This window comes from Streptomyces sp. NPDC047081 (genome assembly GCF_040643775.1).
GTDB lineage: Bacteria > Actinomycetota > Actinomycetes > Streptomycetales > Streptomycetaceae > Streptomyces.
Window position 1 is genome coordinate 422,419 of the sequence record NZ_JBEYUY010000006.1, and the last position, 23,527, is coordinate 445,945.

A 23,527-nucleotide genomic window follows, 5' to 3' on the forward strand; every position below is an offset into this window, starting at 1 on the left:
TGCTAGGCCCCCAGCCCCAACCCCACCCCCAGCCTCCGCAGCCCCTCCCCGATCTCCTCCGGCGTCTGCGTCACGAAGCACAGCCGCATCGTCGAGCGGTCCGGCTCACCGGCGTAGAAGGGCGCCCCCGGGACGTAGGCGACGTCGTGCCGCACCACATCCCCCAGCAGGGCCGTCGTGTCGTACGACTCCGGAAGCCGGGCCCAGAGGAACATCCCGCCCTCCGGCCGCTCCCACACCGAGCCCGCCGGCAGCGCGTCGGCCAGTCCCGCCAGCATCGCGTCCCGCCGCTCCCGGTACGCCCCCGCGACCCGCGCGACATGCGCGTCGAGGTCCCGGTCGGCCAAGTACCGTGCCGCGGCGAGCTGGTTGACCGTCGGCGTGTGCAGATCCGCCGCCTGCTTGGCCACCGCGCAGGCCCGCCGCAGCTGCGCCGGCGCCCGCAGCCAGCCGAGCCGCAGCCCCGGCGCCATCACCTTGGAGAAGGAACCGAGCAGGACGGTCCGGTCCCGTGCCCCCTCGTACGAGGCGATCCACGGCACCCGCTCCCCCTCGAAGCGCAGTTCGCCGTACGGGTCGTCCTCGACGATCCACAGCCCGCACCGCCCCGCCACCTCCGCGACCGCGGCCCTGCGCCCGGCGGACATCGTCCGGCCGGTCGGGTTCTGGAAGGTGGGGACCGTGTAGAGCAGCTTCGGCCGCTCCCGCGCCACCAGTTCCGCCAGCGCCTCCGGGTCCACCCCGTCCGCGTCGCCCGGCACCGCCACGACCCGCGCGCCCGCGAAGGCGAAGGCCTGAAGTGCCGCCAGATAACAGGGACTCTCGACCAGAACCGTGTCGCCGGGCTCCAGCAGCGCGGTCGCGAGCAGCGAAAGCGCCTGCTGGGAGCCGGTGGTGACGAGGATGTCGTCGGCCTCCGTGGGCAGCCCGCGTGCCGTCGTCCGCGCCGCCAGCGCGGCCCGCAGCGCCGGCTCGCCCTCCGTCGTCGCGTACTGCAACGCCCGCGCCGGTGTCTCCGCCAGCACCGCCCGGAACGCCTCCGCGATCCCCTCCGCGTCGAACAGTTCCGGCGCCGGCAGCCCGCCCGCGAAGTTGATCACCTCGGGGCGGGCGGTGACGGCGAGGATGTCCCGTACCGGCGAACCCCCGACGGACCGGGCGCGCGCGGCGAGCGGCGGGGCGGGCGCGAGGGCGGACGGCGCGACGGTCATGACGGCTCCTTCGGCTGCGGGACAGCGACTGGTGCCCGCAGCCTAAAGATGTACGTGCCGCCTACAAGCACCTTTCCGCGATACGGACGCACGGCACGGCCGGCCCGCTCAGGCCTTCGTGCCGATCGCCCCGTACACGTTGATGTCGTCGTCCGTCACGTCGTTGATGTCCCGGTAGCGGATCTTCTCGATGTCGTCGAGGCTCTCGAAGTACGCCTCGTCCACCGCGGGCGGGGCCGGCGCCGGGCCCGGGTGCCACAGATGCGCGGGGACCACCCCGGGCTCGTCCAGCGTCAGGCCCGGCGTCTCGCTGTAGAACCGCTCGACCTCGGCCCGGGAGCGGAACACGAAGGTGAAACCGCGCTCGGTGTACGTCCGCTGGACCGCGCGGGTCGGCTCGGGGTGCATCTCGTCGGTGAGGTGGCTGAGCACCACCTGACTCCCGGAGGGCAGCGCCGCCACCAGCTCGCGCACCAGCGGGTACGCCTCCTCGTCCTCGACGAAGTGCAGGATCGCGACGAGGAGAAGGGCGACCGGCTGGTCGAAGTCGAGGGTCTTCGCCGCCTCTTCGAGGATCTCGGCCGGGCGGCGCAGGTCCGCGTCGATGTAGTCGGTACGGCCCTCGTCGCTGCTGGTGAGCAGGGCACGGGCGTGCGCCAGGACCACGGGGTCGTTGTCGACGTACACGATCCGTGACTCGGGGGCGACGGCCTGGGCGATCTGGTGGACGTTCTCCCCGGTGGGCAGCCCGGTGCCGATGTCGAGGAACTGCCGGATGCCCTGCTCCTCGGCCAGCCGGGTCACCGCGCGGCGCATGAAGTCGCGGTTGTGCCGTACGTCGAGGTAGCCGCGCGGGTTGGCGGCGAGCGCGGCGGCGGCCGCGGCGCGGTCCACGGGGTAGTTGTCCTTGCCGCCGAGGAAGACGTCGTAGACGCGGGCCGGATGTGCCTTGGTGGTGTCGATCCTCCCTCTCAGCAGCGCGGGGTCTTGGCTCAGAGCGTCACCGGGCACGGGCGTCTCCCTGGGAGAGTCGAGGCGGTCAAACAGGCCGGTCATTCAAGCGACAACAACGTAACTCCCGACGGGAGTTGATGGTGCCCGAGCGGCGATCTCACAGCTCCCGGGCCCGTACGGCGTCCCACGACCCGTCCCGGAGACGACACATCCCCGCAGGTCAGACCCCATCCCGCCACCTGGCCGTCCCGAATCCCGCGCGAAGTGTGGCGCCCGGCACCGATCACCGCCCAGGCTGAGCCCGTCGCCCCAGTCCAGCCGACCACGGAAGGCCCACCACCATGCCCGCCCGAGCCGACCGCGCCCGTCGTCACCTCGTCGCCGCCATCCTCGCGGCGCTCACCGCCCTGACCCTCGCGGGCTGCCAGGACGGCACCGGCATACGTGACGAGGGCCCGGCGACGAGCCACGCCGTGCACGCCCCCGCCGTAACCCTCGTGCACGGCGACCGAGACGCGAAGAGGCCGTCCGGTCTGCAACCGGACGGCCTCGAAACGCGGTGATCAGCCCGCGGCGATCAACCGGCGTACGCCGGAGCCGCTTCCTTCGGGTTCGGGCCGTACTGGTTCGGGCCCGGCTGGCTGTCGGAGACCGCGAAGACCAGCAGGGTGATCGGGCCGGCGATCGGGACGATGCCGAACAGCAGCCACCAGCCGGAGCGGCCCGTGTCGTGCAGGCGGCGGACGCCGACGGCCAGGCTGGGGATCAGGATGGCCAGGTAGAAGATGCCCACGAGAGCGAAGAGCGCCGCGGTCTTCGTGGCGAGGGCGAGGACCAGCAGCACCACGTAGATGATTCCGACGAACAGCGCGAAGTTCCAGTACTCCTTGCGGCGCGAGCGCCCGCTGAACACCGCGTACTTCTTCAGCGCCTCGATGAACCAGCTCATTGCGTCCCCCTGGGATCGACGTTCGGGCCGTTCCGGAACGGATCAGGCCAGGCGCAGAAGGTAGGGACCATGACGAGAACTCGTCAATTCGGTGTGTACAGCCCACGGGTTGAGCGATTTCCGGACAGATGCCCACCTGTCCGGAGGTAATCGCAGGTCGGACAACGCGCGTTCACGGCACCGAGTTGCTTCCGTTGCCGAACCGAACACGTTCCGAGGCCGGTCGGTGTCCGATTCGACGCCGGTTCTATCTCATTCCGTTGCCCAACCGCCCCACCCACAACGGCAGTCAGCGCAGCTTCTGCGCCACCTCGGTGGCCCAATAGGTGAGGATGTTCTGCGCGCCGGCCCGCTTGATGCCGGTGAGGGCCTCCAGGATCGCCTTGTCCCGGTCGATCCAGCCCTTCTCGGCGGCGGCCTCGATCATCGAGTACTCGCCGGAGATCTGGTAGGCGGCGACCGGCACGTCCACCTCGTCCGCGACCCGCGCGAGGATGTCGAGGTAGGGCCCGGCCGGCTTCACCATCACCATGTCGGCCCCCTCCGCCAGGTCGAGGGCCAGCTCGCGCAGCGCCTCCCGCGCGTTGGCCGGATCCTGCTGGTACGTCTTCCGGTCGCCCTTGAGCGAGGAGGCGACGGCCTCCCGGAAGGGCCCGAAGAAGGCGGAGGCGTACTTGACGGTGTACGCGAGGATCGCGACGTCCTCCCGCCCGATCTGGTCGAGCGCGTCCCGGACGACCCCGATCTGCCCGTCCATCATGCCGCTGGGCCCCACCACATGGGCGCCCGCGTCGGCCTGCACCTGGGCCATCTCGGCGTACCGCTCCAGGGTCGCGTCGTTGTCGACCCGGCCCTCGGCGTCCAGCACCCCGCAGTGCCCGTGATCGGTGGTCTCGTCCAGGCACAGGTCGGACATGACGAGCAGCTCGTCGCCCACCTCGGCCCGCACGTCCCGGATCGCGACCTGCAGAATCCCGTCCGGATCGGTCCCAGGGGTCCCGAGGGCGTCCTTCTTCTCCTCCTCCGGCACCCCGAAGAGCATGATTCCGGAGATCCCGGCCTCGACCGCCTCGGCGGCGGCCTTCTTCAGACTGTCGCGGGAGTGCTGCACGACCCCGGGCATCGCCGAGATCGGCACCGGCTCGCTGACACTCTCGCGCACGAACGCCGGGAGGATGAAGTCCGCGGGGTGCAGCCGGGTCTCGGCGACCATGCGCCGCATGACGGGGGTGGTTCGCAGCCGCCGGGGCCGCGTGCCGGGGAAGGATCCGTACTTCGTCATGCCACCTACGCTACGCCCGGCTCAGGGGCACCTTTGCCGACGTCCCGTCGGAGGCCCCGGCTCCGCCATGCGCCCCGTACGCCCCGGGTTCATCCTGAAAGGACCAGCCCCGGGCGCCCCGGGAGGACGCGATGACCGCCACCCACCACACCCCCGACCAGTTCGCCCTGTCCGAGATCCACGGGCCAGTCCTGCGCCCCGGCGACCCGGACTACGAGGCCGAGGTCACCGGCTTCAACCTCGCCGCCCGCCACACACCTGACGTCGTGGTGGGCGCGACCGGCGTGGACGACATCGTCACGGCGATGCGCTGGGCGTCGGCCACGCACACCCCCGTGGCGGTCCAGGCGACGGGCCACGGCGCCAACTTCCCCATCGACAACGGCCTGTTGATCACCACGGCCCGCATGACGGACGTACGCATAGATCCCACGGAACGCACCGCCACGGTCGCGGCCGGCGCGAAGTGGCACCACGTCCTGGACGCGGCCGCCCCGCACGGCCTGGCCGCCCTCAACGGCTCCTCCACGGACGCCGGAGTCGTCGGCTACACGCTGGGCGGCGGCCTCCCGGTCCTGGGCCGCACCTACGGCTACGCGGCGGACCGGGTCCGCGCCTTCCAGCTGGTCACCCCGAACGGCAAGCTCCTCACGGTGGACGCGGACACCGAACCCACCCTTTTCTGGGCCCTGCGGGGCGGCAAGGGCAACGTCGGCATAGTCACCGAGATGACCTTCGACCTGCTCCCCCTGTCCACGCTCCTGGGCGGCGGCATCTACTACCCCGGCGAACACGCGGAAGCGGTCCTGCGCACCTGGGCGGACTGGACGACGACTCTCCCCACGGAGATGTGCAGCGCGTACACCCTGCTCCGCCTCCCCCCGATCCCCCAGATTCCGGAACCCCTCCGCGGCGGCTTCTGGGCAAGGGTGGCCGTGGCCTGGACCGGCGACCGCGAACAGGGCGAGGCCCTGCTGACCCCGATCCGCGCGGCGGCACCGGTCACGATCGACATGGTGGAGGAGATGCCGTACGCGGCGGTGGACCGCATCTACATGGACCCGCAGGACCCGCTCCCCGCCCGAGAAGCCTGCACCCTGCTGAGCGCGCTTCCCCAGGAGGCCCTGTCGGCCTTCCTCTCCCAGGCCGGCCCGTCAGCGCCCCCGGACTACCCGCTCCTCCTCGTGGAACTCCGCCACATGGGCGGCGAACTCTCCCGCCCGGCCCTGGTGGAGGACGCGATCTGCGCGAGGGACGCCAGCTACGTCCTGGAAACGGTGGGACTCCTGGCAGGCCCGGAAGCGGCAACGGCAGTGGAAGCGGCCACAACAGCCCTCCACTCGACGCTGACCCCGTACGGCACGGGCCACACGATGGTCAACCTGCACGGCACCCCGGGCGACGAGAAGGACAGGGCGAGGGCCTGGACGGAGGAGGTGTACACGCGACTGAGCCGGACGAAGGCGACGTATGACCCGGAGAACCTGCTGCGGTACGGGCACACGGTAGATATTTCCAGCCGGTCCGGCGCAGCCTGACGAGGCCGCCTCAGCCACAACCAGCCCGTCCGGCGTTTGAGGACGAGGCCGAAGGCCGATGGGGGTCTGGGGGCGCAGCCCCCAGGGACGCGCACCCCCACCCACCCGCAGCTCAAGTCGTGCGGCGCCGCCGAGCCCCCGGCCGCCTCTCACTCGGCCGCGTAACCGGATCCCCCGCCTCCAGCGCCGCAGCCCGCCTCCGCAACCCGAAGTCGGCCAACGCCTCCGCCAGCTTGTGCACCGACGGCTCCGGAGCCATGACGTCCACCCGCAGCCCGTGCTCCTCGGCCGTCTTGGCCGTGGCAGGACCGATACACGCGATCACCGTCACGTTGTGCGGCTTCCCGGCGATACCCACCAGGTTCCGCACGGTCGACGAGGACGTGAAGAGAACGGCGTCGAAGCCACCCCCCTTGATCGCCTCCCGCGTCTCGGCCGGCGGCGGCGACGCCCGCACGGTGCGGTAGGCCGTGACGTCGTCCACCTCCCACCCGAGCTCGATCAGCCCGGCGACCAGCGTCTCCGTGGCGATGTCGGCCCGCGGCAGGAACACCCGGTCGATCGGATCGAAGACGGGGTCGTACGGCGGCCAGTCCTCCAGCAGCCCCGCAGCCGACTGCTCCCCACTGGGCACCAGATCCGGCTTCACACCGAACGCGACCAGCGCCTTGGCGGTCTGCTCGCCCACCGCCGCGACCTTGATGCCGGCGAACGCCCGCGCGTCGAGCCCGTACTCCTCGAACTTCTCCCGTACGGCCTTCACCGCGTTCACCGAGGTGAAGGCGATCCACTCGTACCGCCCGGTCACGAGCCCCTTCACGGCCCGCTCCATCTGCTGGGGCGTGCGCGGCGGCTCGACGGCGATGGTCGGCACCTCGTGCGGCACGGCCCCGTAGGACCGCAGCTGGTCGGAGAGCGACGCCGCCTGCTCCTTCGTCCGCGGCACGAGCACCTTCCAGCCGAACAGCGGCTTGGACTCGAACCACGACAACTGGTCGCGCTGGGCGGCGGCGGAACGCTCACCGACCACGGCTATCACCGGCCGGCCGCCATCGGGCGAGGGCAGCACCTTCGCCTGCTTCAGCGTCTGCGCGATCGTGCCGAGGGTCGCCGTCCAGGTCCGCTGACGAGTGGTCGTACCAGCCACCGTCACGGTCATCGGAGTGTCCGGCTTGCGCCCGGCCGACACCAGCTCACCGGCGGCCGAACCGACGGAGTCGAGCGTCGTCGAGACCACGACCGTCCCGTCCGACGCGCCGACCTCGGTCCAGCACCGGTCCGAGGCGGTACGGGCGTCCACGAACCGGACGTCCGCGCCCTCGGCGTCCCTCAGCGGGACACCCGCGTACGCGGGCACGCCGACGGCCGCGGCCACACCGGGCACGACCTCGAAGGGCACGCCCCCGCGAACGCAGGCGAGCATCTCCTCGGCGGCGTAAGCGTCCAGGCCAGGGTCCCCCGACACCGCACGGACGACCCGCCTGCCGCCCCGCGCGGCCTCCATGACAAGATGTGCGGCATCCCGTACCGCGGGGACCCCAGCGGTTGTTGACGAGCTGTCAACAACCGCGAGCTGAGGTGTGCCCGGGCCCGGCAGCGGGTCCGAAGAAGGACCCCCGTCCGTGTGCACCTCGGCGACGCCTTGTCTGGCGTGCCGGCGCACCACGTCGAGCACGTCGTGCTCGGCGACCAGTACGTCCGCGTTCGCCAGCGCCTCCACGGCGCGCAGAGTCAGCAGTCCCGGATCTCCGGGTCCGGCACCCAGGAAGGTGACGTGCCCGTGATCGAGGCCGGCGGGAAGAGAGGTGGGGCTCACTTGGCTTGCTCCCCCATCAGACCGGCCGCGCCCTGGGCAAGCATCTCGGCAGCGAGTTCACGGCCGAGCGCCATTGCTTGGTCGTACGTCTCGGGCACGGGACCGGTGGTGGACAGCTGCACCGTGCGCGAACCGTCGGTCGTGCCGACTATCCCGCGCAGGCGCATTTCCTTGACGATCTGCCCGTCGGCCAACAGGTCGGCCAGCGCGCCCACAGGGGCGCTGCAACCGGCCTCCAGGGCGGCGAGCAGTGACCGCTCGGCGGTCACGGCGGCCCGCGTGAACGGGTCGTCGAGCTCGCCGAGCGCCGCGATCAGGTCCGCGTTGTCCGCGGCACACTCGATCGCCAGTGCCCCCTGGCCGGGGGCGGGCAAAACGGTGTCGACCGACAGGAAGTCGGTCACGTCGTCGATCCGCCCGAGGCGGCTGAGCCCGGCGGCGGCGAGGACAACGGCGTCCAGCTCGCCCTCCCGCACGTACCCGATCCGGGTGTCGACGTTCCCCCGGATCGGCACGGTCTCGATGTCCAGCCCATGGCCGCGCGCATACGCGTTCAGCTGGGCCGTCCGCCGCGGCGAACCGGTCCCGATCCGCGCCCCGCGGGGCAGGTCGGTGAACTTCAGCGCGTCCCGGGCGACGATGACGTCCCTCGGGTCCTCGCGCTCCGGTACGGCGGCCAGCGCCAGCTCCTCGGGCTGCTGGGTGGGCAGGTCCTTGAGCGAATGAACCGCGAAGTCCACCTCACCCCGCAGCAGCGCGTCCCGCAGGGCGGTCACGAACACACCCGTGCCGCCGATCTGCGCGAGGTGCTCGCGCGAGGTGTCGCCGTACGTCGTGATCTCGACGAGCTCCACGGGCCGTCCGGTCACCTGGCTCACGGCGTCCGCCACTTGCCCGGACTGGGCCATGGCGAGTCTGCTCCGCCTGGTCCCGAGCCTCAGTGCCTTGTCAGTCATGCTGGCCCTCGGTTCTTGCTGTTCTCAGATTCATCGTCGGCGCGCTCGGCCCGGGACACGGCGGCCACCGCCTCCTGGTCGAGGTCGAACAGGGTCCGCAGGGCATCCGCGTACCCCGCTCCGCCCGGTTCGGCCGCGAGCTGCTTGACCCGCACGGTCGGCGCGTGCAGCAACTTGTCGACCACACGCTTCACGGTCTGCGTGATCTCGGCCCGGTGCTTGTCGTCGAGCCCGGGAAGCCGCCCTTCGAGCCGCGCGATCTCACTGGCCACCACATCGGCGGCCATGGTCCGCAGCGCCACGACGGTCGGCGTGATGTGCGCCGCCCTCAGCGCCGCCCCGAAGGCGGCAACCTCATCGGCGACGATCCGTCGCACCTGGTCCACATCGGCCGCCATGGGCGCGTCCGCAGAAGCGTCCGCCAACGACTCGATGTCGACGAGCCGAACCCCGGCCTGCCGATGCACGGCGGCGTCGATGTCCCGGGGCATGGCGAGGTCGAGCAGGAAAAGCACGGGCGCGGGCCGAGGCGCTTCGACGACGGCCTCAGGCTTACGACGCTCGGGGATCCGCACGCCCAGGGAGGCCAGCGCGGCGAGCGCGACGATGGCGTCGGCGTCGTCCGCGACGGGACTGGACGTCTGCGGCCGGGGAGCGTTGTCGACCCAGGCGGCATGCTGCTCAAGCTCAGCGGCACCCATGCCGGCCACGGCAGCTTCGCCGAGCACGGAGAAACCGGCGGTGGCGGAGAGCGAAGGCAGGTCGAGGGGACAATTTTCTTCCCCTTCCTGGTCTGCGGGCAGTCGTGCCGCTTGGGCGGCTCCCGACCCAAAGCGAGACGGCACCCCGCCGGCGCGGGCGGGCGATTCCCACCCAGGCCCAGCACCGGCGTCCGGCACCCGCCCAGCAACAGCCGCGCCCACGGCCTCCGCGCTCAGCACAAGTCCAGTCGCACCCGTACAGGACACAACAACATCGGCACGTGTCAGCTCGCCCGGCACCGCATCCATCGGTACCGCGCGGGCCACCACGTCCAAGTCCCCGGCGTCGTTCAAGATCTCCGCAAGCCGCTCGGCCCGATCAGCGGTCCGGTTGGCGACGACGACTTCGCCGACCCCCGCCCGCGCAAGGGTCGCCGCGGCCAGCGAGGACATCGACCCGGCCCCGATGACAACCGCGGTCTTCCCGCGAGCCCAGTCCTCCACGGACCCGCCGACAGCCAGCTGCTCCAGACCGAAGGTGACCAGCGACTGCCCGGCCCGGTCGATCCCGGTCTCGGAGTGAGCGCGCTTGCCGACCCGCAGCGCCTGCTGGAAGAGGTCGTTCAGCAGTCGCCCGGCGGTGTGCAGGTCCTGCGCCTTGGCGAGGGAGTCCTTGATCTGCCCGAGGATCTGCCCCTCGCCGACGACCATCGAGTCGAGCCCGCAGGCCACGGAGAAGAGATGGTGGACGGCCCGGTCCTCGTAGTGCACGTACAGGTACGGGGTCAGCTCGTCCAGCCCCACCCCGCTGTGCTGGGCGAGCAGCGTGGACAGCTCGGCGACACCCGCGTGGAACTTGTCCACGTCGGCGTACAGCTCGATGCGGTTGCAGGTGGCGAGCACCGCGGCCTCGGTGGCGGGCTCCGCGGCGACCGTGTCCTGGAGCAGCTTGACCTGGGCGTCCGCGTGCAGCGCGGCCCGTTCCAGAACGCTGACCGGGGCGCTGCGGTGGCTCAGCCCGACGACGAGGAGACTCATGCCGGCATCACGGCGGGTACGTCCCCGTCGGGTCCCTGCTCGGCGGAGTCCGGGCGCGCGGCGGTGGCCGGCCCGCTGCCGTCGGCGGCCGCGTGCTCCTCACCGGCCTTGCGCTGCTCGTGGAAGGCGAGGATCTGCAGCTCGATCGACAGATCCACCTTGCGTACGTCGACGCCGTCCGGGACGGACAGGACGGTCGGCGCGAAGTTCAGGATGGAGGTGACGCCGGCGGCCACGAGCCGGTCGCAGACGGGCTGGGCGGCACCGGCGGGCGTGGCGATGACGCCGATGCTCACGCCGTTGTCCTCGATGATCTTTTCCAGGTCGTCGCTGTGCTGCACGGGGATCCCGGCGACGGGCTTTCCTGCCATCGCCGGATCGGCGTCGATGAGGGCCGCGACGCGGAAGCCACGGGAGGCGAACCCGCCGTAATTGGCCAGGGCGGCGCCGAGGTTACCGATACCGACGATCACGACCGGCCAGTCCTGGGTGAGCCCGAGCTCACGCGAGATCTGGTAGACGAGATACTCGACGTCGTAGCCGACACCGCGCGTTCCGTAAGAACCCAGGTAGGAGAAGTCCTTGCGCAGCTTCGCGGAGTTGACCCCCGCGGCGGCGGCCAGCTCCTCGGAGGAGACCGTGGGTACCGAGCGCTCCGAGAGTGCGGTCAGCGCGCGGAGGTACAGCGGAAGCCTGGCGACGGTGGCCTCGGGAATCCCTCGGCTACGGGTCGCCGGTCGGTGAGTTCGGCCAGTTGCCACGGTGCTCCTGCGGGTAGAGCGGGGCTGTAGGCGGTCACACGTACCCAGACCGCCCCGTCGACAGCAGGCTATGTCTTTGTGAACGCGTGCACAAAGATGGTGTCCGATTTGCCCGGCCAACGTGACCGGGGTCACGCACTCCTGTCCCAGGCGCATCCCAGGGGGCAAAACCGCCACACTCCTTGTGAATCCCGCCCCCGAGACCAGACCACCATCGATCCTAAGCGACTTCCCAGGCGCCTCTGTACTGCTCGGTCAGTTCCCTGCTACTCGGCCAGCGCCTTGCGGAGGCGAACCTCGTCCACCTTCCAGAAGGTGTGCTGACGGCCGTCGACGAGAACGACCGGAATCTGTTCCCAGTACCGCTCGTGCAGTTCCGGGTCCTGGGTGATGTCCTTCTTCTCCCAGGGGACGCCGAGTTCGTCACACACCTTCTCGACCACGGCCTGCGCGTCCTCGCACAGATGGCAGTCGGGCTTGCCGATGAGGGTGACCAGCCGGTCCTGCGGAGCCGGCTTGCGTCGGAAGAGGGGGCTCATGCCGGCCATTGTCGCGCTTGTTTAACGGGCCGGTCGCGGAGAGTTCACAGCCTTCAAACCTCGCGCGTCTGGAGGCACCGAACAAACTGGCTATGCTCACGGACATGGCCGCTCTCGGATGGCTCACTCCCCGTAGGCGCTCCGCCACGGCGCGGAGCGTGTTGGCAGGCGAGGCTTCGGCGGAGGCCGCGCGCAAGTCCTCGCAGGACGTCCCCCCGGAGGAACCGGAGTTCCCGGTGCTCGGTGACGACAAGGCCGCTGCCTTCTTCGACCTGGACAACACGGTGATGCAGGGCGCGTCCCTGTTCCACTTCGGCCGTGGTCTGTACAAGCGGAAGTTCTTCGAGACCCGCGACCTGGCCCGGTTCGCCTGGCAGCAGGCGTACTTCCGGCTGGCCGGCTCCGAGGACCCGGAGCACATGCAGGAGGCCCGGGACTCGGCGCTGTCCATCGTCAAGGGCCATCGCGTCGCCGAACTCCAGTCGATCGGCGAGGAGATCTACGACGAGTACATGGCCGAGCGCATCTGGCCCGGCACCCGGGCCCTCGCCCAGGCCCACCTGGACGCGGGCCAGAAGGTGTGGTTGGTCACAGCGGCCCCGGTCGAGATCGCCACGGTGATCGCCCGCCGCCTCGGCCTGACCGGCGCCCTGGGCACGGTCGCGGAGTCGGTCGACGGCGTCTACACGGGCAAGCTGGTCGGCGAACCCCTCCACGGCCCCGCGAAGGCCGAGGCGGTCCGGGCCCTGGCCGCGGCAGAAGGCCTCGACCTCTCTCGCTGCGCCGCCTACAGCGACAGCCACAACGACATCCCGATGCTCTCGCTGGTGGGCCACCCCTACGCGATCAACCCGGACACCAAGCTCCGCAAACACGCCCGCAACCTGGACTGGCGCCTGCGGGACTACAGGACGGGCAGGAAGGCCGCGAAGGTGGGGATCCCGGCGGCAGCAGGCGTAGGCGCGGTGGCAGGCGGCACAGCAGCGGCGATCGCAATCAGCCGACGCCGCCGATAAGGCTTTTAGGGGCGCGGGGAACTGCGCGATCAGCCACAACGGACGCGCACCCAAAACTCAAGGCGTACCCCCCAACCCTCTCCGCCAGTCCTCTTGTCGGCGGACAGCCACAACACGCCCTGTTCCCACACCCAACCCGAACCTTTCCGATCAACAACCGGTCACTCTCCGGTACTTGATCGCACGTCATTCGGTTACAGAAGCGACGTAATCGATGATTTGAGCAACTGGGTGTAGCAGCGCCTGCACGAAGCGTTATTCTCCTCAGACGCAAACCGGTACCCCTCCGTCGCTACGACGGGTGAACGGTCCCGCACTGCACGTGATGGAAGCTCTGCCTCTGGGAGTCCCGTGTACCCACACGTCGGGGTTGACGCCTCGGGCCTGGCTACGCTGCGCGCAACGGTCCAACAACTGTTGCGCGACTTCGTCCCCACCGCGTACGCCGTCCCCGCACTCGCGGTAGCCACCGCACCGGCCGGCCCGTGCTACGCGCTTGCCGACGGCACCGCAGCCGTCGGCAGACGGGGCCGTACCGCGGCCGGTGCCACCACCGCGCGCCGCCCGGCCGCGGACAGCGACAGCGCCCGGATGATGGACCTCGTCGAGCGGGCCCAGGCCGGCGAGGCCGACGCGTTCGGGCGGCTCTACGACCAGTACAGCGACACCGTCTACCGGTACATCTATTACCGCGTGGGCGGAAAGGCCACCGCCGAGGACCTCACGAGCGAGACCTTTCTGCGGGCGCTGAGAAGGATCGGCACGTTCACCTGGCAGGGCCGCGACTTCGGCGCCTGGCTCGTGACCATCGCCCGCAACCTCGTGGCCGACCACTTCAAGTCGAGCCGCTTCCGGCTGGAGGTCACCACCGGCGAGATGCTCGACGCCAACGAGGTCGAGCGCTCCCCGGAGGACTCCGTCCTGGAGTCCCTCTCCAACGCCGCGCTCCTCGAGGCCGTCCGCCGCCTCAACCCCCAGCAGCAGGAGTGCGTCACCCTCCGGTTCCTGCAGGGCCTGTCCGTCGCGGAGACCGCCCGCGTGATGGGCAAGAACGAGGGCGCCATCAAGACCCTGCAGTACCGCGCCGTGCGCACCCTCGCCCGGCTCCTCCCGGACGACGCCCGCTGAACCGGCACCCTCCGTGACGCCCAACTAGCCCTCAGTGAAAGTCCGTTGACTCCCCGATCCGATCATCCGTCGTCCGTAACCCAAGTGCCGCGCCGCTCGTTGTGCGGGATGCAGGCTCCCTGTGGTCACTCCCTGGCCGACTCCGACCACACGATCGTGTGGTTGTGGTCAGGGTGTGCAACCCTCAGGACCCCCTGGGGAGTCGACCGTCATGACGAGAGGAGGTGCCGCCTGTGATCGCGAACGTATCGGCCCACCGGCGGGCGAACGCCTTCGCCCAGGCCCTGGACGAGCAGCCCGACCGGGACACGGCGGCCGAGCAGTCCGAAGGACCCCCACCGCAGGCGGCCCGGACCGAGCAGGCCGAGCTGCTGAACCTGGTGGTGGACCTCGGCGAGCTGCCCAAGCCGGAGCTGGACCCCGAGGTCAAGGTCGTCCAGCGGGCCCAGCTGGTGGCCGCGTTCGAGGCCATGCTCCAGGAGGGCACCGGTGGCGAGGCGGCGGACCCTTCGGTACCGGAGCAGCGCTCCCACCGCGCCCGCGGCGCACACCGCGCGGGTCCGCTGGGCAAGCTGCGACCGCGGTCCCGGCTGACCAAGGGCCTCGCCGCGGGCGGGCTCAGCGTCGGCGTCGCTGCGGGCGCCTTCGGCGGAGTCGCCGCTGCCAGCTCGGACGCGCTGCCCGGTGACTCGCTGTACGGCCTCAAGCGCGGCATCGAGGACTTCAAGCTCAACTACCTGTCCGACGGGGACGACGAGCGCGGTGTGGCCTACCTCGACCAGGCCTCCACCCGCTTCAGCGAGGCCCGCCGGCTGATGGAGCGCGACCGCGGCGGCCACCTCGACCACGAGTCCCTCGGCGAGATCCGCCGCGCCCTCTTCGGCATGCAGCACGACGCCACCGAGGGCCACCGCCTGCTGCACGAGGCGTACGAGCGCGACCCGCACTCGCTGGGCCCCATCCAGGCCCTCTCCGCCTTCTCCCGCTCGCACCGCGAGGCCTGGGGCGCCCTGCGCGACCGCCTCCCCGTCCAGCTCGGGGACGTCAGCGAGCAGGTGTCCTCGGTCTTCGACGCCATAGACGAAGAGGTCGCCCCGCTGCAGTCCCTGCTCCCCCAGCCCCCGGCCCAGGGCGGCGGCAGCGGCAGGAGCGGTTCGGGTACGGCGTCCACGGACACGTCGGGCACCGGCAAGGGCTCGACCCAGCCGAGCACCGGCGACGGCACCTCGCAGGGCGGCCACTCGGCGGGCCCCAGCAAGTCGGCGTCCACCGGCGACGGCCTGCTCGGCGGCAACACCGGAGGCCTCCTCGACCCGCCGAAGGACAGCGGCACCGCCTCCCCGTCCGCGAGCAAGTCCCCGAGCACCGACCCGGACGTGACGATCCCACCCCTCCTCCCCGGCCTCCTCCCGGGCCTGGGAATCAACGGCGAGGACGCGAGCTCGTAAAGCGGTACGACAGCGGGGGCGCCCTTTTCAGGAAGGGCGCCCCCGTCGTCGTACCCGAAAAGCCTTTTCGGCCGGGCTCAGAAGAACACCGACCGGCGCTGGACCAGCAGCTTGGCCCCTCCTGTCTGCTGCCCTCGCACTGCTTCGCAGGCTTCGGACAGCTGCGCCGGCCTCCGACCGGCGGCTTCAGGCGGCCATCCGCCGGGCCGGGCCCGCCCCCTCGTCGGGAGCCAGCCCGCACCTGTCAGAAGAACACCGACCGGCGCTGGACCAGCAGCTTGTACAGCGTGTGCTGGATCTGTTCTCTGACCTGGTCGGTCAGGTTGAACATCAGCATCGGGTCCTCGGCCGCCTCCGGTGGGTAGCCGTCCGTGAGGATCGGTTCGCCGAACTGGATCGTCCACTTGGTGGGGAGCGGGATCGCGCCCAGCGGGCCCAGCCAGGGGAAGGTCGGGGTCAGCGGGAAGTACGGGAAGCCCAGGACGCGGGCGAGAGTCTTCGCGTTGCCGATCATCGGGTAGATCTCCTCCGCGCCCACGATCGAGCACGGGATGATCGGCGTGCCCTTGCGCAGGGCCGTCGAGACGAAGCCGCCACGGCCGAAGCGCTGGAGCTTGTAGCGCTCCGAGAAGGGCTTGCCGATGCCCTTGAAGCCCTCCGGCATCACACCGACCAACTCGCCCTGCCCGAGCAGGCGTTCGGCGTCCTCCGCGCAGGCCAGGGTGTGGCCGAGCTTGCGGGCCAGCTCGTTGACCACCGGGAGCATGAAGACCAGGTCCGCGGCGAGCAACCTGAGATGCCGCCCCGTGGGGTGGTGGTCGTGGACGGCGACCTGCATCATCAGACCGTCCAGCGGGAGCGTCCCGGAGTGGTTGGCCACGATCAGCGCGCCACCGTCGGTCGGGATGTTCTCGACGCCCTTCACCTCGACCCGGAAGTACTTCTCGTACACCGGCCGCAGCACGGACATCAGGACCTGGTCGGTCAGCTCCTCGTCGTAACCGAAGTCGTCGACCTCGTAGTCGCCCGTCAGGCGGCGGCGCAGGAAGTCGAGGCCGCTCGCGAGGCGCCGCTCCAGGCCGCCGTCCTCCTGCGGCTTCTCGGGCTGCTGTTCCTCACGCGTCACGGGAACATCATCCTGCGCCGGCGCCCTGCTGGGCAGGGGCTGGACCTCGCCGACCAGCGCGGGTTCGGTGGTCTTGCGTCGGCTCCCCGCGCCCCGGCGCCGCGCGGGCCGCTGTACGGCACTCCCGCGGGACCGGTCGTCGTCGAACGGAATGACCTTGGCATCCGCCATCGTTGATGCGCTCCTCAGTTGGCGCTCTGCGTCGGGGGGTGGCCGCCGCCCAGGACGGGCAGCGCGGCGATCCGGTCGACGGCCCCCGCGAGGGCCTCCGGGGGCAGGAGTCCGGGACCCTTGCTGCGCGCGAAGTCCGCGAAGGTCTCCGCCGTCGTGTACTTCGGCCGGAATCCGAGCGTCTCGCGCATCTGGGCCGTCGCCACGACCCTGCCATGGGTCAGCAGCCGGATCTGCTCGGGGGAGAAGTCCGTCACGCCCAGCGTACGCACCAGCGACCCGGCCCAGTTGACGGCCGGCAGCAGCAGCGGCACGGTCGGCTTGCCGAGCCGCCGGGAACACTGGGACAGCAGCAGCACCCCGTCCCCGGCGATGTTGAAGGTGCCGCTGTTGAGGGTGCCCCGCTCCGGCTCGTGCGAGGCGATCCGCAGCACCTCGTTCACGTCGTCCTCGTGCACGAACTGCAGCCGCGGGTCGTAGCCGAACACGGTCGGCAGCACCGGCAGCGCGAAGTAGGAGGCGAGCGGGGTGTCCGCCGAGGGCCCAAGGATGTTGGCGAACCTGAGCACGCACACGGCGACATCCGGCCGACGGCGCGCGAAGCCCCGTACATAGCCCTCGACCTCGACGGTGTCCTTCGCGAAGCCGCCGCTCGGCAGCGACTTGGGCGGGGTCGTCTCGGTGAACACGGCGGGGTCCCGCGGCGCGGACCCGTACACGTTCGTACTGGACTTCACGACGAGCCGCTTCACCGTCGGCGACTTCTGGCAGGCGCCGAGCAGCTGCATCGTGCCGATGACGTTGGTCTCCTTGACCGTGGTCCGGCTGCCGCTGCCGATCGCCATCGCCGTCACATCGAGGTGTACGACCGTGTCGGCGCCGGTCTCGGCGAGCACCCGCGCGATGGTGGGCTGCCGGATGTCGGCCTGGATGAAGTCGGCGCCGCCCAGGTGGTGCTCGGGTGGGACCGCGTCCACGGCGATGACCCGGTCCACCTGCGGGTCACGCTGGATCCGTCGTACGAACCGGCCCCCCAGCCTGCGGGCCACTCCGGTCACGAGCACGACCTTGCCCAAGATCAGCGCCTTCCTTCCAGCCGACGTGCGGCCGTCGTATGCCCTCGTAGCGTGCCGCGTTCCCCGTGTGCGGCCAACTTAGCGGGTCGATGTTGCGCTGTGATGACCACCCAATGCACGAAGTGACGACATCCACAGACGTATGAACAGACCAAGCCATGTGAAACACGTGCGTAGGCACAGAGTGCACGGCACAAACGCGTGTGGCCCCCCACCGGTTGCGGTGGGGGGCCACAAACACGCTCTTACGGCGTCGCTTACTTCTTGTTGCGACGCTGAACGCGCGTGCGCTTGAGCAGCTTGCGGTGCTTCTTCTTAGCCATCCGCTTGCGCCGCTTCTTGATAACAGAGCCCACGACTACCCTCGCTCACTTCTCATCACTCGGTGTTTGGGCGCCATGGGCCCATACGACCTACGAGGGGCCAGCCTACCCGCCCGAGCGCTGAGGTCGTAATCGAGGATGCCGGGGGAGATCCACTAGTGCCCTGAGGATCCCCCCTTGGCGGCCGTCAGGCGGTTTCCACCCCCACGTAACTCTCGCGGAGGTACTCGTGAACCGCGTTCTCGGGGACGCGGAAGGACCGCCCCACCCTGATCGCGGGCAGATGACCGCTGTGCACCAGCCGGTACACGGTCATCTTCGACACTCGCATCACCGAGGCGACCTCCGCCACGGTAAGGAACTGAACCTCGCTCAGAGGCCTCTGCTCAGCAGCCATGACACACCTGAACCTTCCGCACTCGACGGCCACCGGCTTCCCCTTCCGGTGACTCTTCGTCGCTGCGTGCTCACTCCCCAATGTAGGGGCGGGTGATGCGAGTGGGGAAGAGGTGCACCCATCGCATGCCCATCACTGGCCTACTGTGACAGACACGCTCGATTGAGTACGTAGCGGGTAAGCGGCCGGTAGTAATCAGACCGCACAGCGTCATCAAGTGGAACGACGACGGACACGGACCCCTCGGCCTCCCCCACGAAGAGCGCGGGGTCGTCCGTATCGGCAAGACCAATGGCCTCGAACCCCAGCTGACCTGCTCCGCAGACCCAGCCGTGGTCCCCGACGACCAGCTCCGGAAGCGGTCCGCCGGCCTCGGCGGCCGCCGCCAGGGCGAGCCGAACCGGGAGCGGTGAGTGCGTGTGCGCGCCGGTCGCACAACCGGGGCGAGCCGCCCCCGGTTCTCGCACGAGCGCGACTCCTTGTACGTAGTCAAGGTTGTACGTGCGTAGGCCGAACCGGGTCGTTATGTCGACACAGCGACCATGCGCCGGTGTGAGGACGGTACATCCCGCCGCCGACAGCGCGTCCGCCAACGCGGCGTAGAAGCCGAGCAGCCGGTGCGGGTGGCCGGTGCCGAGGAGTACAGGGGCGCTGCGCTGGGCGGCTGCGGCCAGACGCTCCGCGAACGCATCCAGGGCGGTCAACGTCCGCTCAGGATCGATCACATCATGGCCAGAGACATGCTGCGGATCGGCCGAAACCCCGCACTTGTCCGCCATCAACCCGATCAAATCCCGCTGCCGCCAGGTCCATTCGGGATCGAGTCCGATCAGCACGCGAGGATCGCGCGCCGCGAAGAGCCGGTAGCTGCGGAGGCTCTCCTCACGGGAGGTGGCCACCGGACCGGCGAGACGGGCGGCCAGCAGATGGGCGCGCAGCGCTCCGGTGCTCAACACGTCTGCGATGGTGGCCGACCCGGGTGCGGGCGGCCACCCGAACGCGGAAACACCGCACAGTTGGCGTAACGGGCCGCTGCCCTGCGGCTACGCCAGCAGGCCGCGCAGCGGGAACACCGCCCGCCGGGTCGCCAGCACCGCCTGGTCGAGCCGGTCGGCGGGGTCGTAACCCGCCTCCCACTCGGCGTACTCCACCGGCCAGCGCCCGTCCGTCATCCGGGCCGGTGCCAACTGCCGTGTCCTCGCGAAGACTTCCTGCCGCCAGCCCTCCGGGATCATCGCCTCCGGCGCGATCTCCCGCCCGGCCGCGATCGCCACCAGGTGCGTCCACGACCGCGGTACGACCTCCACCACGGCGTAACCGCCACCGCCCAGCGCGATCCACTTCCCGTCGGCGTACTCGTGCGCCAGCTCGTGGCAGGCGACCTGCACGGCCCGCTGCGCATCCAGCGACACGGCCAGGTGCGCGAGCGGGTCCTCGAAGTGGGTGTCGGCCCCGTGCTGCGTCACCAGCACCTGCGGCCGGAAATCGGCGATCAGTTCCGGTACGACGGCGTGGAAGGCCCGCAGCCACCCCGCGTCCCCGGTCCCGGCCGGCAGCGCGAGGTTCACGGCCGACCCCTCCGCCGCGTCGGCTCCCGTCTCCTCCGGCCACCCGGTCTGCGGGAACAGCGTCCGCGGATGCTCGTGCAGCGAGACCGTCAGGACCCGCGGATCCTCCCAGAAGGCCGCCTGCACGCCGTCCCCGTGATGGACGTCGACGTCGATGTACGCGACCCGCTCGGCGCCCAGCTCCAGCAGCCGCGCGATGGCGAGCGAGGCGTCGTTGTAGATGCAGAACCCGGACGCGCCGCCCGGCATCGCGTGGTGCAGCCCGCCGGCGAAGTTCACGGCGTGCAGCGCCTCACCGCGCCACACGGCCTCCGCGGCCCCCACCGACTGCCCCGCGATCATCGCGGACACGTCATGCATGCCGGCGAACGCGGGATCGTCGATCGTCCCGATCCCGTACGCCCCCCGAGCCGCCCCGGGATCCGCCGAGGCCGCCTTCACGGCCTCGATGTAGTCCTCCCGGTGGACCAGCCGCAGCGTCGACTCCCCGGCCGGCTTCGCCGCGACCACGTCGACGTCCTTGTCGAGCCCGAAGGCGTCGACGAGTCGCCGGGTCAGGGCGAGCCGGACCGGATCCATCGGGTGGTCCGGACCGAAGTCATAGCCCGTTACTGCCTCGTCCCACATCAGCTGTGCGCGGCCGCTCATGCCCGCCACCGTATCGGTCCGGTTGAGGAGCGAACGACCTGGCGTAGAAGAGCGTCACCAGCACCAGAGCCATCGGCACGAGCATCGCCCCGCGATAGCTCCACGCGTCCCCCAGCGCCCCCACCAACGGAGAACCGATCAGGAACCCGACGTAATTGAAAACATTCAGCCGCGCGATCGCCGAGTCGGATGCCCCCGGGAACAGCCGCCCGGCCGCCGCGAAGGTCTGCGGCACCAGCACACACAGCCCCAGCCCCAGCAGCGTGAACCCGAGCATCCCGACCCACGCACCCGGCGCCAGCGCCACCACCGCGAACCCGAGCGCCGCCACCAGCGCCCCCAGCCGCACCACGGTCACGGCGCCGAGCCGCCGCACCCCCGAGTCCCCGAGCGACCGCCCCAGCAGCGTGGTCACCATGTACACGTTGTACGGCACGGTCGACAGCTGCTCGGAGCTCCCCAGGGTGTCCTTGAGGTACTTGGCGCTCCAGTTGGAGACGGTCGAGTCCCCGATGTACGCGAAGGTCATCACGAGGCAGAGCGGCAGCAGCAGCTTGAAGACGACGGTCCCGCCCTCGCCCGTCCCCTCCGCCGCGGCTTCCGCCGGAAGACCCCCGTCGACGTACCACCGGCTCCCGATCAGCGTGGCCGGCAGCAGCACCGCGACGACCGGCAGATACGACACCCACAGCGTGAGATGCCAGTGCGCCCCGACCCAGGCCAGCGAGGCCCCCACGATCCCGCCCAGGCTGAACACGGCATGGAAGCTGAGCATGATGCTCCGCCCGTACGCCCGCTGCAGGCTCACCCCGAGCATGTTCATGGAGGCGTCCAGCGCCCCCACCGCCAGCCCGAACGCCGCGAGCGCGATCCCCAGCTCGACCATCGAGTCCCCGGCCCCTACGCCGAGCAGCGCCAGGAGTACGACGGGCTGGGCGCATCGCAGCAGCGTGCTGGGCCGTATCCGTTTCACGAGCTGCTCGGTCGTCACGCTGCCGACGCCGGCCAGGATCGGTACGGCGGCCAGGAAGGCGGGCAGCAGCCCGTCGGAGACGCCGTAACGGTCCTGGATGGCCGGAATCCGGGTCACCAGGAGGGCGAAGGTGGCGCCCTGAGCGAAGAAGCTGAACGCCAAAGAGGCCCTACCGCGCCGCAGCACATCTGTCATGGCGGCGAGCGTAGGGCCCCTGACTACCTGTGGGTAGATCAAGCCAAAGATGAATTTCCCTCAGCTTTACTTTCGCGGTCACTTGCCGGGGTGGCTCCGCGCTCAGGCGGCGACGGTGACCCCGGCCTTGGCAGCCGCCCGTGGGCCTCCGCCTCGGCGCGGACCATCTCCTCCATGGGCCCTGCGGCCAGCCCGCCACTCACCACGAACGTCAGCGCCATCACGCCGATCATCATGACCCCGCCGAGCCAGACCATGGTGTCCACGGGGATGGTGTACGCCCCCACGACCCGGGCCACGCACTCGGCGAGCAGCGCCACGCCCCACACCACCGAGAAGACCCGCTCCTTGCGCAGGAAGTCCGCCGAGGCGGGCGCCTGTCCCGACGCCAGCCGCTGCCACGCGGCCTCCTTCGCCGGGTTGCCCTTCACCAGGAAGGGCTTCATGCCGGCGGTCATCATCGGCCGGCCGAGCGCCACGGAGACGAGGATGCCGATGCCGACGGTGCTGCTGACCGCGCCGTCCTTGGCGAGCATCAGCCGCGGGTCGCCGGAGAGGAAGCTCAGCAGCAGCGAGACCACGTTCACCGCGAGGATCAGCCCCGCCAGCGCGTTCGCCCGGCGCTCCTTGACCAGGCTCCAGACGGTCCGCGCCGCCGGGACGACGCTGCTCCAGGCGAGCGCCGCGAAGGTGCTCATCCCGAAGGCGTCCTTGAACAGGTAGTACGCGCCGAGGGGTACCGCCACGTCCACGATCAGCGGACGGAAGTTGTCGAGCGCGCTGGGGGTCTGGTGGTTGCTCTGGCTCTGGGACACCGTGTTCGTCGTCATGCCCTTAGCTTCGCGTCCGGCACCCGGTCGCCAGTAGAAACGATCGTCCGGAGCTCGGCATGACAAATGTCAGTGCAGCAGCCCTGACAACAGCCCCGGCAACTCCCCCATGGAGGAGAACAGTTGAGTGGCCCCCACGAGCCGCTCGGCAGGCGTCATGGCCGTGAACCCGAAGACATCCATCCCGGCCGCGACAGCCGCCTGCACGCCCAGCGGGGAGTCCTCGACGACCACACACCGCTCGGGCGCGACCCCCATCCGCTCGGCGGCGTACAGGAACAGATCGGGCGCCGGCTTCCCCCGCCCCACATCCTCCGAACTGAAGATCCGCTCCTCCCCGAACCACCGGTCCAGCCCGGTCGTCCGATGCCCCACCCGAATCCGCGCATGACTCCCGGAGGACGCGACACAGTACGACACCCCGTCCGCCGCGAGCTTCTCCAGCACGTCGATGGCCCCGGCCACGGGCTTCAACTCCCGCTCGAAGGCGGCGAACACCCGCGCATGAAAGACGTCGTCGAAGTCGGTCGGCAACCGCTGCCCGGTCCGCTCCTCCACCAGGTCGTGTACGCGGTGCATGGCGGAGCCCATGTAGTCGCGCAGGGAGTCCTCGTAGGTGGTGGGGTGCCCCAGCTCGGTGAGGTAGGCGGCGAGGAGTTTGTTGGAAATGGGCTCGCTGTCGACGAGCACACCGTCGTTGTCGAAGATGACGAGGTCATAGCGCATACTCACGAGCCTAAACGCAGAAAACCCCCGTGCCGATTGGCACGGGGGTTTTCTCAAAGATTGTTCGGCGGCGTCCTACTCTCCCACAGGGTCCCCCCTGCAGTACCATCGGCGCTGTAAGGCTTAGCTTCCGGGTTCGGAATGTAACCGGGCGTTT

Annotated in this window: 23 protein-coding genes and 1 rRNA gene; 5 read left to right on the forward strand and 19 right to left on the reverse strand. The window is 70.4% G+C overall.

Going from position 1 to position 23,527, the window contains the following annotated elements; translation table 11 throughout:
• Positions 1–2: 2 nt before the first annotated feature.
• Both ABZ848_RS14925 and ABZ848_RS14930 read right to left on the reverse strand, forming a co-directional pair.
• A complete protein-coding gene (locus ABZ848_RS14925; RefSeq protein WP_360830871.1) occupies positions 3–1,211 on the reverse strand; it encodes a PLP-dependent aminotransferase family protein in 1,209 nt (402 codons plus the stop codon).
• 108 nt (positions 1,212–1,319) lie between these two features.
• On the reverse strand, positions 1,320–2,222 hold the full coding sequence (locus tag ABZ848_RS14930; RefSeq protein ID WP_360830874.1) for an SAM-dependent methyltransferase: 903 nt from the start codon (positions 2,220–2,222) through the stop codon (positions 1,320–1,322).
• 284 nt (positions 2,223–2,506) lie between these two features.
• Here ABZ848_RS14930 and ABZ848_RS14935 point away from each other — a divergent pair, with 284 nt between their 5' ends.
• Positions 2,507–2,728 carry a hypothetical protein gene (locus ABZ848_RS14935; RefSeq protein ID WP_360830877.1) on the forward strand — a complete coding sequence of 74 codons (222 nt, stop codon included), beginning with the start codon at positions 2,507–2,509 and terminating at the stop codon, positions 2,726–2,728.
• A gap of 14 nt (positions 2,729–2,742) precedes the next feature.
• On the opposite strand, the gene ABZ848_RS14940 is transcribed toward ABZ848_RS14935, so the two are convergent.
• Entirely contained in the window at positions 2,743–3,114 is a 372-nt protein-coding gene (locus tag ABZ848_RS14940; protein ID WP_360830880.1) for a DUF805 domain-containing protein, read from the reverse strand.
• Between the two features lie 289 nt (positions 3,115–3,403).
• On the reverse strand, positions 3,404–4,396 hold the full coding sequence (hemB, locus tag ABZ848_RS14945) for a porphobilinogen synthase (RefSeq protein ID WP_360830883.1): 993 nt from the start codon (positions 4,394–4,396) through the stop codon (positions 3,404–3,406).
• Positions 4,397–4,527: 131 nt separating this feature from the next.
• Between hemB and ABZ848_RS14950 the strand changes: the two genes are divergently transcribed.
• The gene (locus ABZ848_RS14950) at positions 4,528–5,934 is read left to right on the forward strand and encodes an FAD-binding oxidoreductase (RefSeq protein ID WP_360830885.1); all 1,407 of its coding nucleotides are present in this window, start codon (positions 4,528–4,530) and stop codon (positions 5,932–5,934) included.
• 112 nt (positions 5,935–6,046) lie between these two features.
• Here the strand turns inward: ABZ848_RS14950 and ABZ848_RS14955 are convergent, their stop codons facing one another.
• The 5 genes from ABZ848_RS14955 to ABZ848_RS14975 all read right to left on the reverse strand — a co-directional run bounded on the left by ABZ848_RS14955 (position 6,047) and on the right by ABZ848_RS14975 (position 11,754).
• Positions 6,047–7,750, reverse strand: a complete 1,704-nt coding sequence (locus ABZ848_RS14955) for a bifunctional uroporphyrinogen-III C-methyltransferase/uroporphyrinogen-III synthase (RefSeq protein ID WP_360830888.1) — start codon at positions 7,748–7,750, stop codon at positions 6,047–6,049.
• Positions 7,747–8,706: a hydroxymethylbilane synthase gene (gene hemC, locus ABZ848_RS14960; protein WP_360830891.1), complete on the reverse strand. Its 960-nt coding sequence runs from the start codon at positions 8,704–8,706 to the stop codon at positions 7,747–7,749. Before hemC ends, ABZ848_RS14955 begins: the two co-directional genes overlap by 4 nt.
• A complete protein-coding gene (locus ABZ848_RS14965; protein WP_360830894.1) occupies positions 8,703–10,445 on the reverse strand; it encodes a glutamyl-tRNA reductase in 1,743 nt (580 codons plus the stop codon). The genes hemC and ABZ848_RS14965 overlap by 4 nt, the downstream gene beginning before the upstream one ends.
• The gene (locus ABZ848_RS14970; protein WP_360830897.1) at positions 10,442–11,206 is read right to left on the reverse strand and encodes a redox-sensing transcriptional repressor Rex; all 765 of its coding nucleotides are present in this window, start codon (positions 11,204–11,206) and stop codon (positions 10,442–10,444) included. Before ABZ848_RS14970 ends, ABZ848_RS14965 begins: the two co-directional genes overlap by 4 nt.
• Before the next feature lie 266 nt (positions 11,207–11,472).
• Complete coding sequence (locus tag ABZ848_RS14975; protein WP_360830900.1) at positions 11,473–11,754, reverse strand: glutaredoxin family protein; 282 nt, start codon at positions 11,752–11,754, stop codon at positions 11,473–11,475.
• A gap of 95 nt (positions 11,755–11,849) precedes the next feature.
• On the opposite strand from ABZ848_RS14975, the gene ABZ848_RS14980 reads away from it, so the two are divergent.
• The 3 genes from ABZ848_RS14980 to ABZ848_RS14990 all read left to right on the forward strand — a co-directional run bounded on the left by ABZ848_RS14980 (position 11,850) and on the right by ABZ848_RS14990 (position 15,337).
• The gene (locus tag ABZ848_RS14980) at positions 11,850–12,761 is read left to right on the forward strand and encodes an HAD-IB family hydrolase (RefSeq protein ID WP_360830902.1); all 912 of its coding nucleotides are present in this window, start codon (positions 11,850–11,852) and stop codon (positions 12,759–12,761) included.
• A 351-nt stretch (positions 12,762–13,112) separates the two neighbouring features.
• Complete coding sequence (locus ABZ848_RS14985) at positions 13,113–13,889, forward strand: ECF subfamily RNA polymerase sigma factor, BldN family (RefSeq protein ID WP_242778244.1); 777 nt, start codon at positions 13,113–13,115, stop codon at positions 13,887–13,889.
• 233 nt (positions 13,890–14,122) lie between these two features.
• Entirely contained in the window at positions 14,123–15,337 is a 1,215-nt protein-coding gene (locus ABZ848_RS14990) for a DUF5667 domain-containing protein (RefSeq protein WP_360830907.1), read from the forward strand.
• 244 nt (positions 15,338–15,581) lie between these two features.
• On the opposite strand, the gene ABZ848_RS14995 is transcribed toward ABZ848_RS14990, so the two are convergent.
• The 10 genes from ABZ848_RS14995 to rrf form a co-directional block, all read right to left on the reverse strand.
• Complete coding sequence (locus ABZ848_RS14995; protein ID WP_360830910.1) at positions 15,582–16,634, reverse strand: lysophospholipid acyltransferase family protein; 1,053 nt, start codon at positions 16,632–16,634, stop codon at positions 15,582–15,584.
• Between the two features lie 14 nt (positions 16,635–16,648).
• Entirely contained in the window at positions 16,649–17,710 is a 1,062-nt protein-coding gene (locus ABZ848_RS15000; RefSeq protein WP_360830913.1) for an NAD-dependent epimerase/dehydratase family protein, read from the reverse strand.
• Between the two features lie 257 nt (positions 17,711–17,967).
• Positions 17,968–18,066, reverse strand: a complete 99-nt coding sequence (locus ABZ848_RS15005) for an AURKAIP1/COX24 domain-containing protein (RefSeq protein WP_003948845.1) — start codon at positions 18,064–18,066, stop codon at positions 17,968–17,970.
• A 154-nt stretch (positions 18,067–18,220) separates the two neighbouring features.
• Positions 18,221–18,430 (reverse strand): helix-turn-helix domain-containing protein, encoded by a 210-nt coding sequence (locus tag ABZ848_RS15010; RefSeq protein ID WP_016437488.1) that lies wholly within the window; start codon positions 18,428–18,430, stop codon positions 18,221–18,223.
• A gap of 140 nt (positions 18,431–18,570) precedes the next feature.
• Positions 18,571–19,386, reverse strand: a complete 816-nt coding sequence (locus ABZ848_RS15015; protein WP_360830916.1) for a phosphatase — start codon at positions 19,384–19,386, stop codon at positions 18,571–18,573.
• 87 nt (positions 19,387–19,473) lie between these two features.
• Positions 19,474–20,646 carry an acetoin utilization protein AcuC gene (locus ABZ848_RS15020; RefSeq protein WP_360830919.1) on the reverse strand — a complete coding sequence of 391 codons (1,173 nt, stop codon included), beginning with the start codon at positions 20,644–20,646 and terminating at the stop codon, positions 19,474–19,476.
• Positions 20,597–21,814: an MFS transporter gene (locus ABZ848_RS15025; protein ID WP_360830922.1), complete on the reverse strand. Its 1,218-nt coding sequence runs from the start codon at positions 21,812–21,814 to the stop codon at positions 20,597–20,599. The genes ABZ848_RS15020 and ABZ848_RS15025 overlap by 50 nt, the downstream gene beginning before the upstream one ends.
• Positions 21,815–21,852: 38 nt before the next feature.
• Positions 21,853–22,644, reverse strand: a complete 792-nt coding sequence (locus ABZ848_RS15030) for a VC0807 family protein (protein WP_360830924.1) — start codon at positions 22,642–22,644, stop codon at positions 21,853–21,855.
• A gap of 69 nt (positions 22,645–22,713) precedes the next feature.
• Positions 22,714–23,370, reverse strand: coding sequence for an HAD family hydrolase (locus ABZ848_RS15035; RefSeq protein WP_360830926.1), 657 nt, complete (start codon positions 23,368–23,370; stop codon positions 22,714–22,716).
• A gap of 62 nt (positions 23,371–23,432) precedes the next feature.
• Positions 23,433–23,527, reverse strand: a 5S ribosomal RNA gene (gene rrf / locus ABZ848_RS15040); the annotation flags it as partial.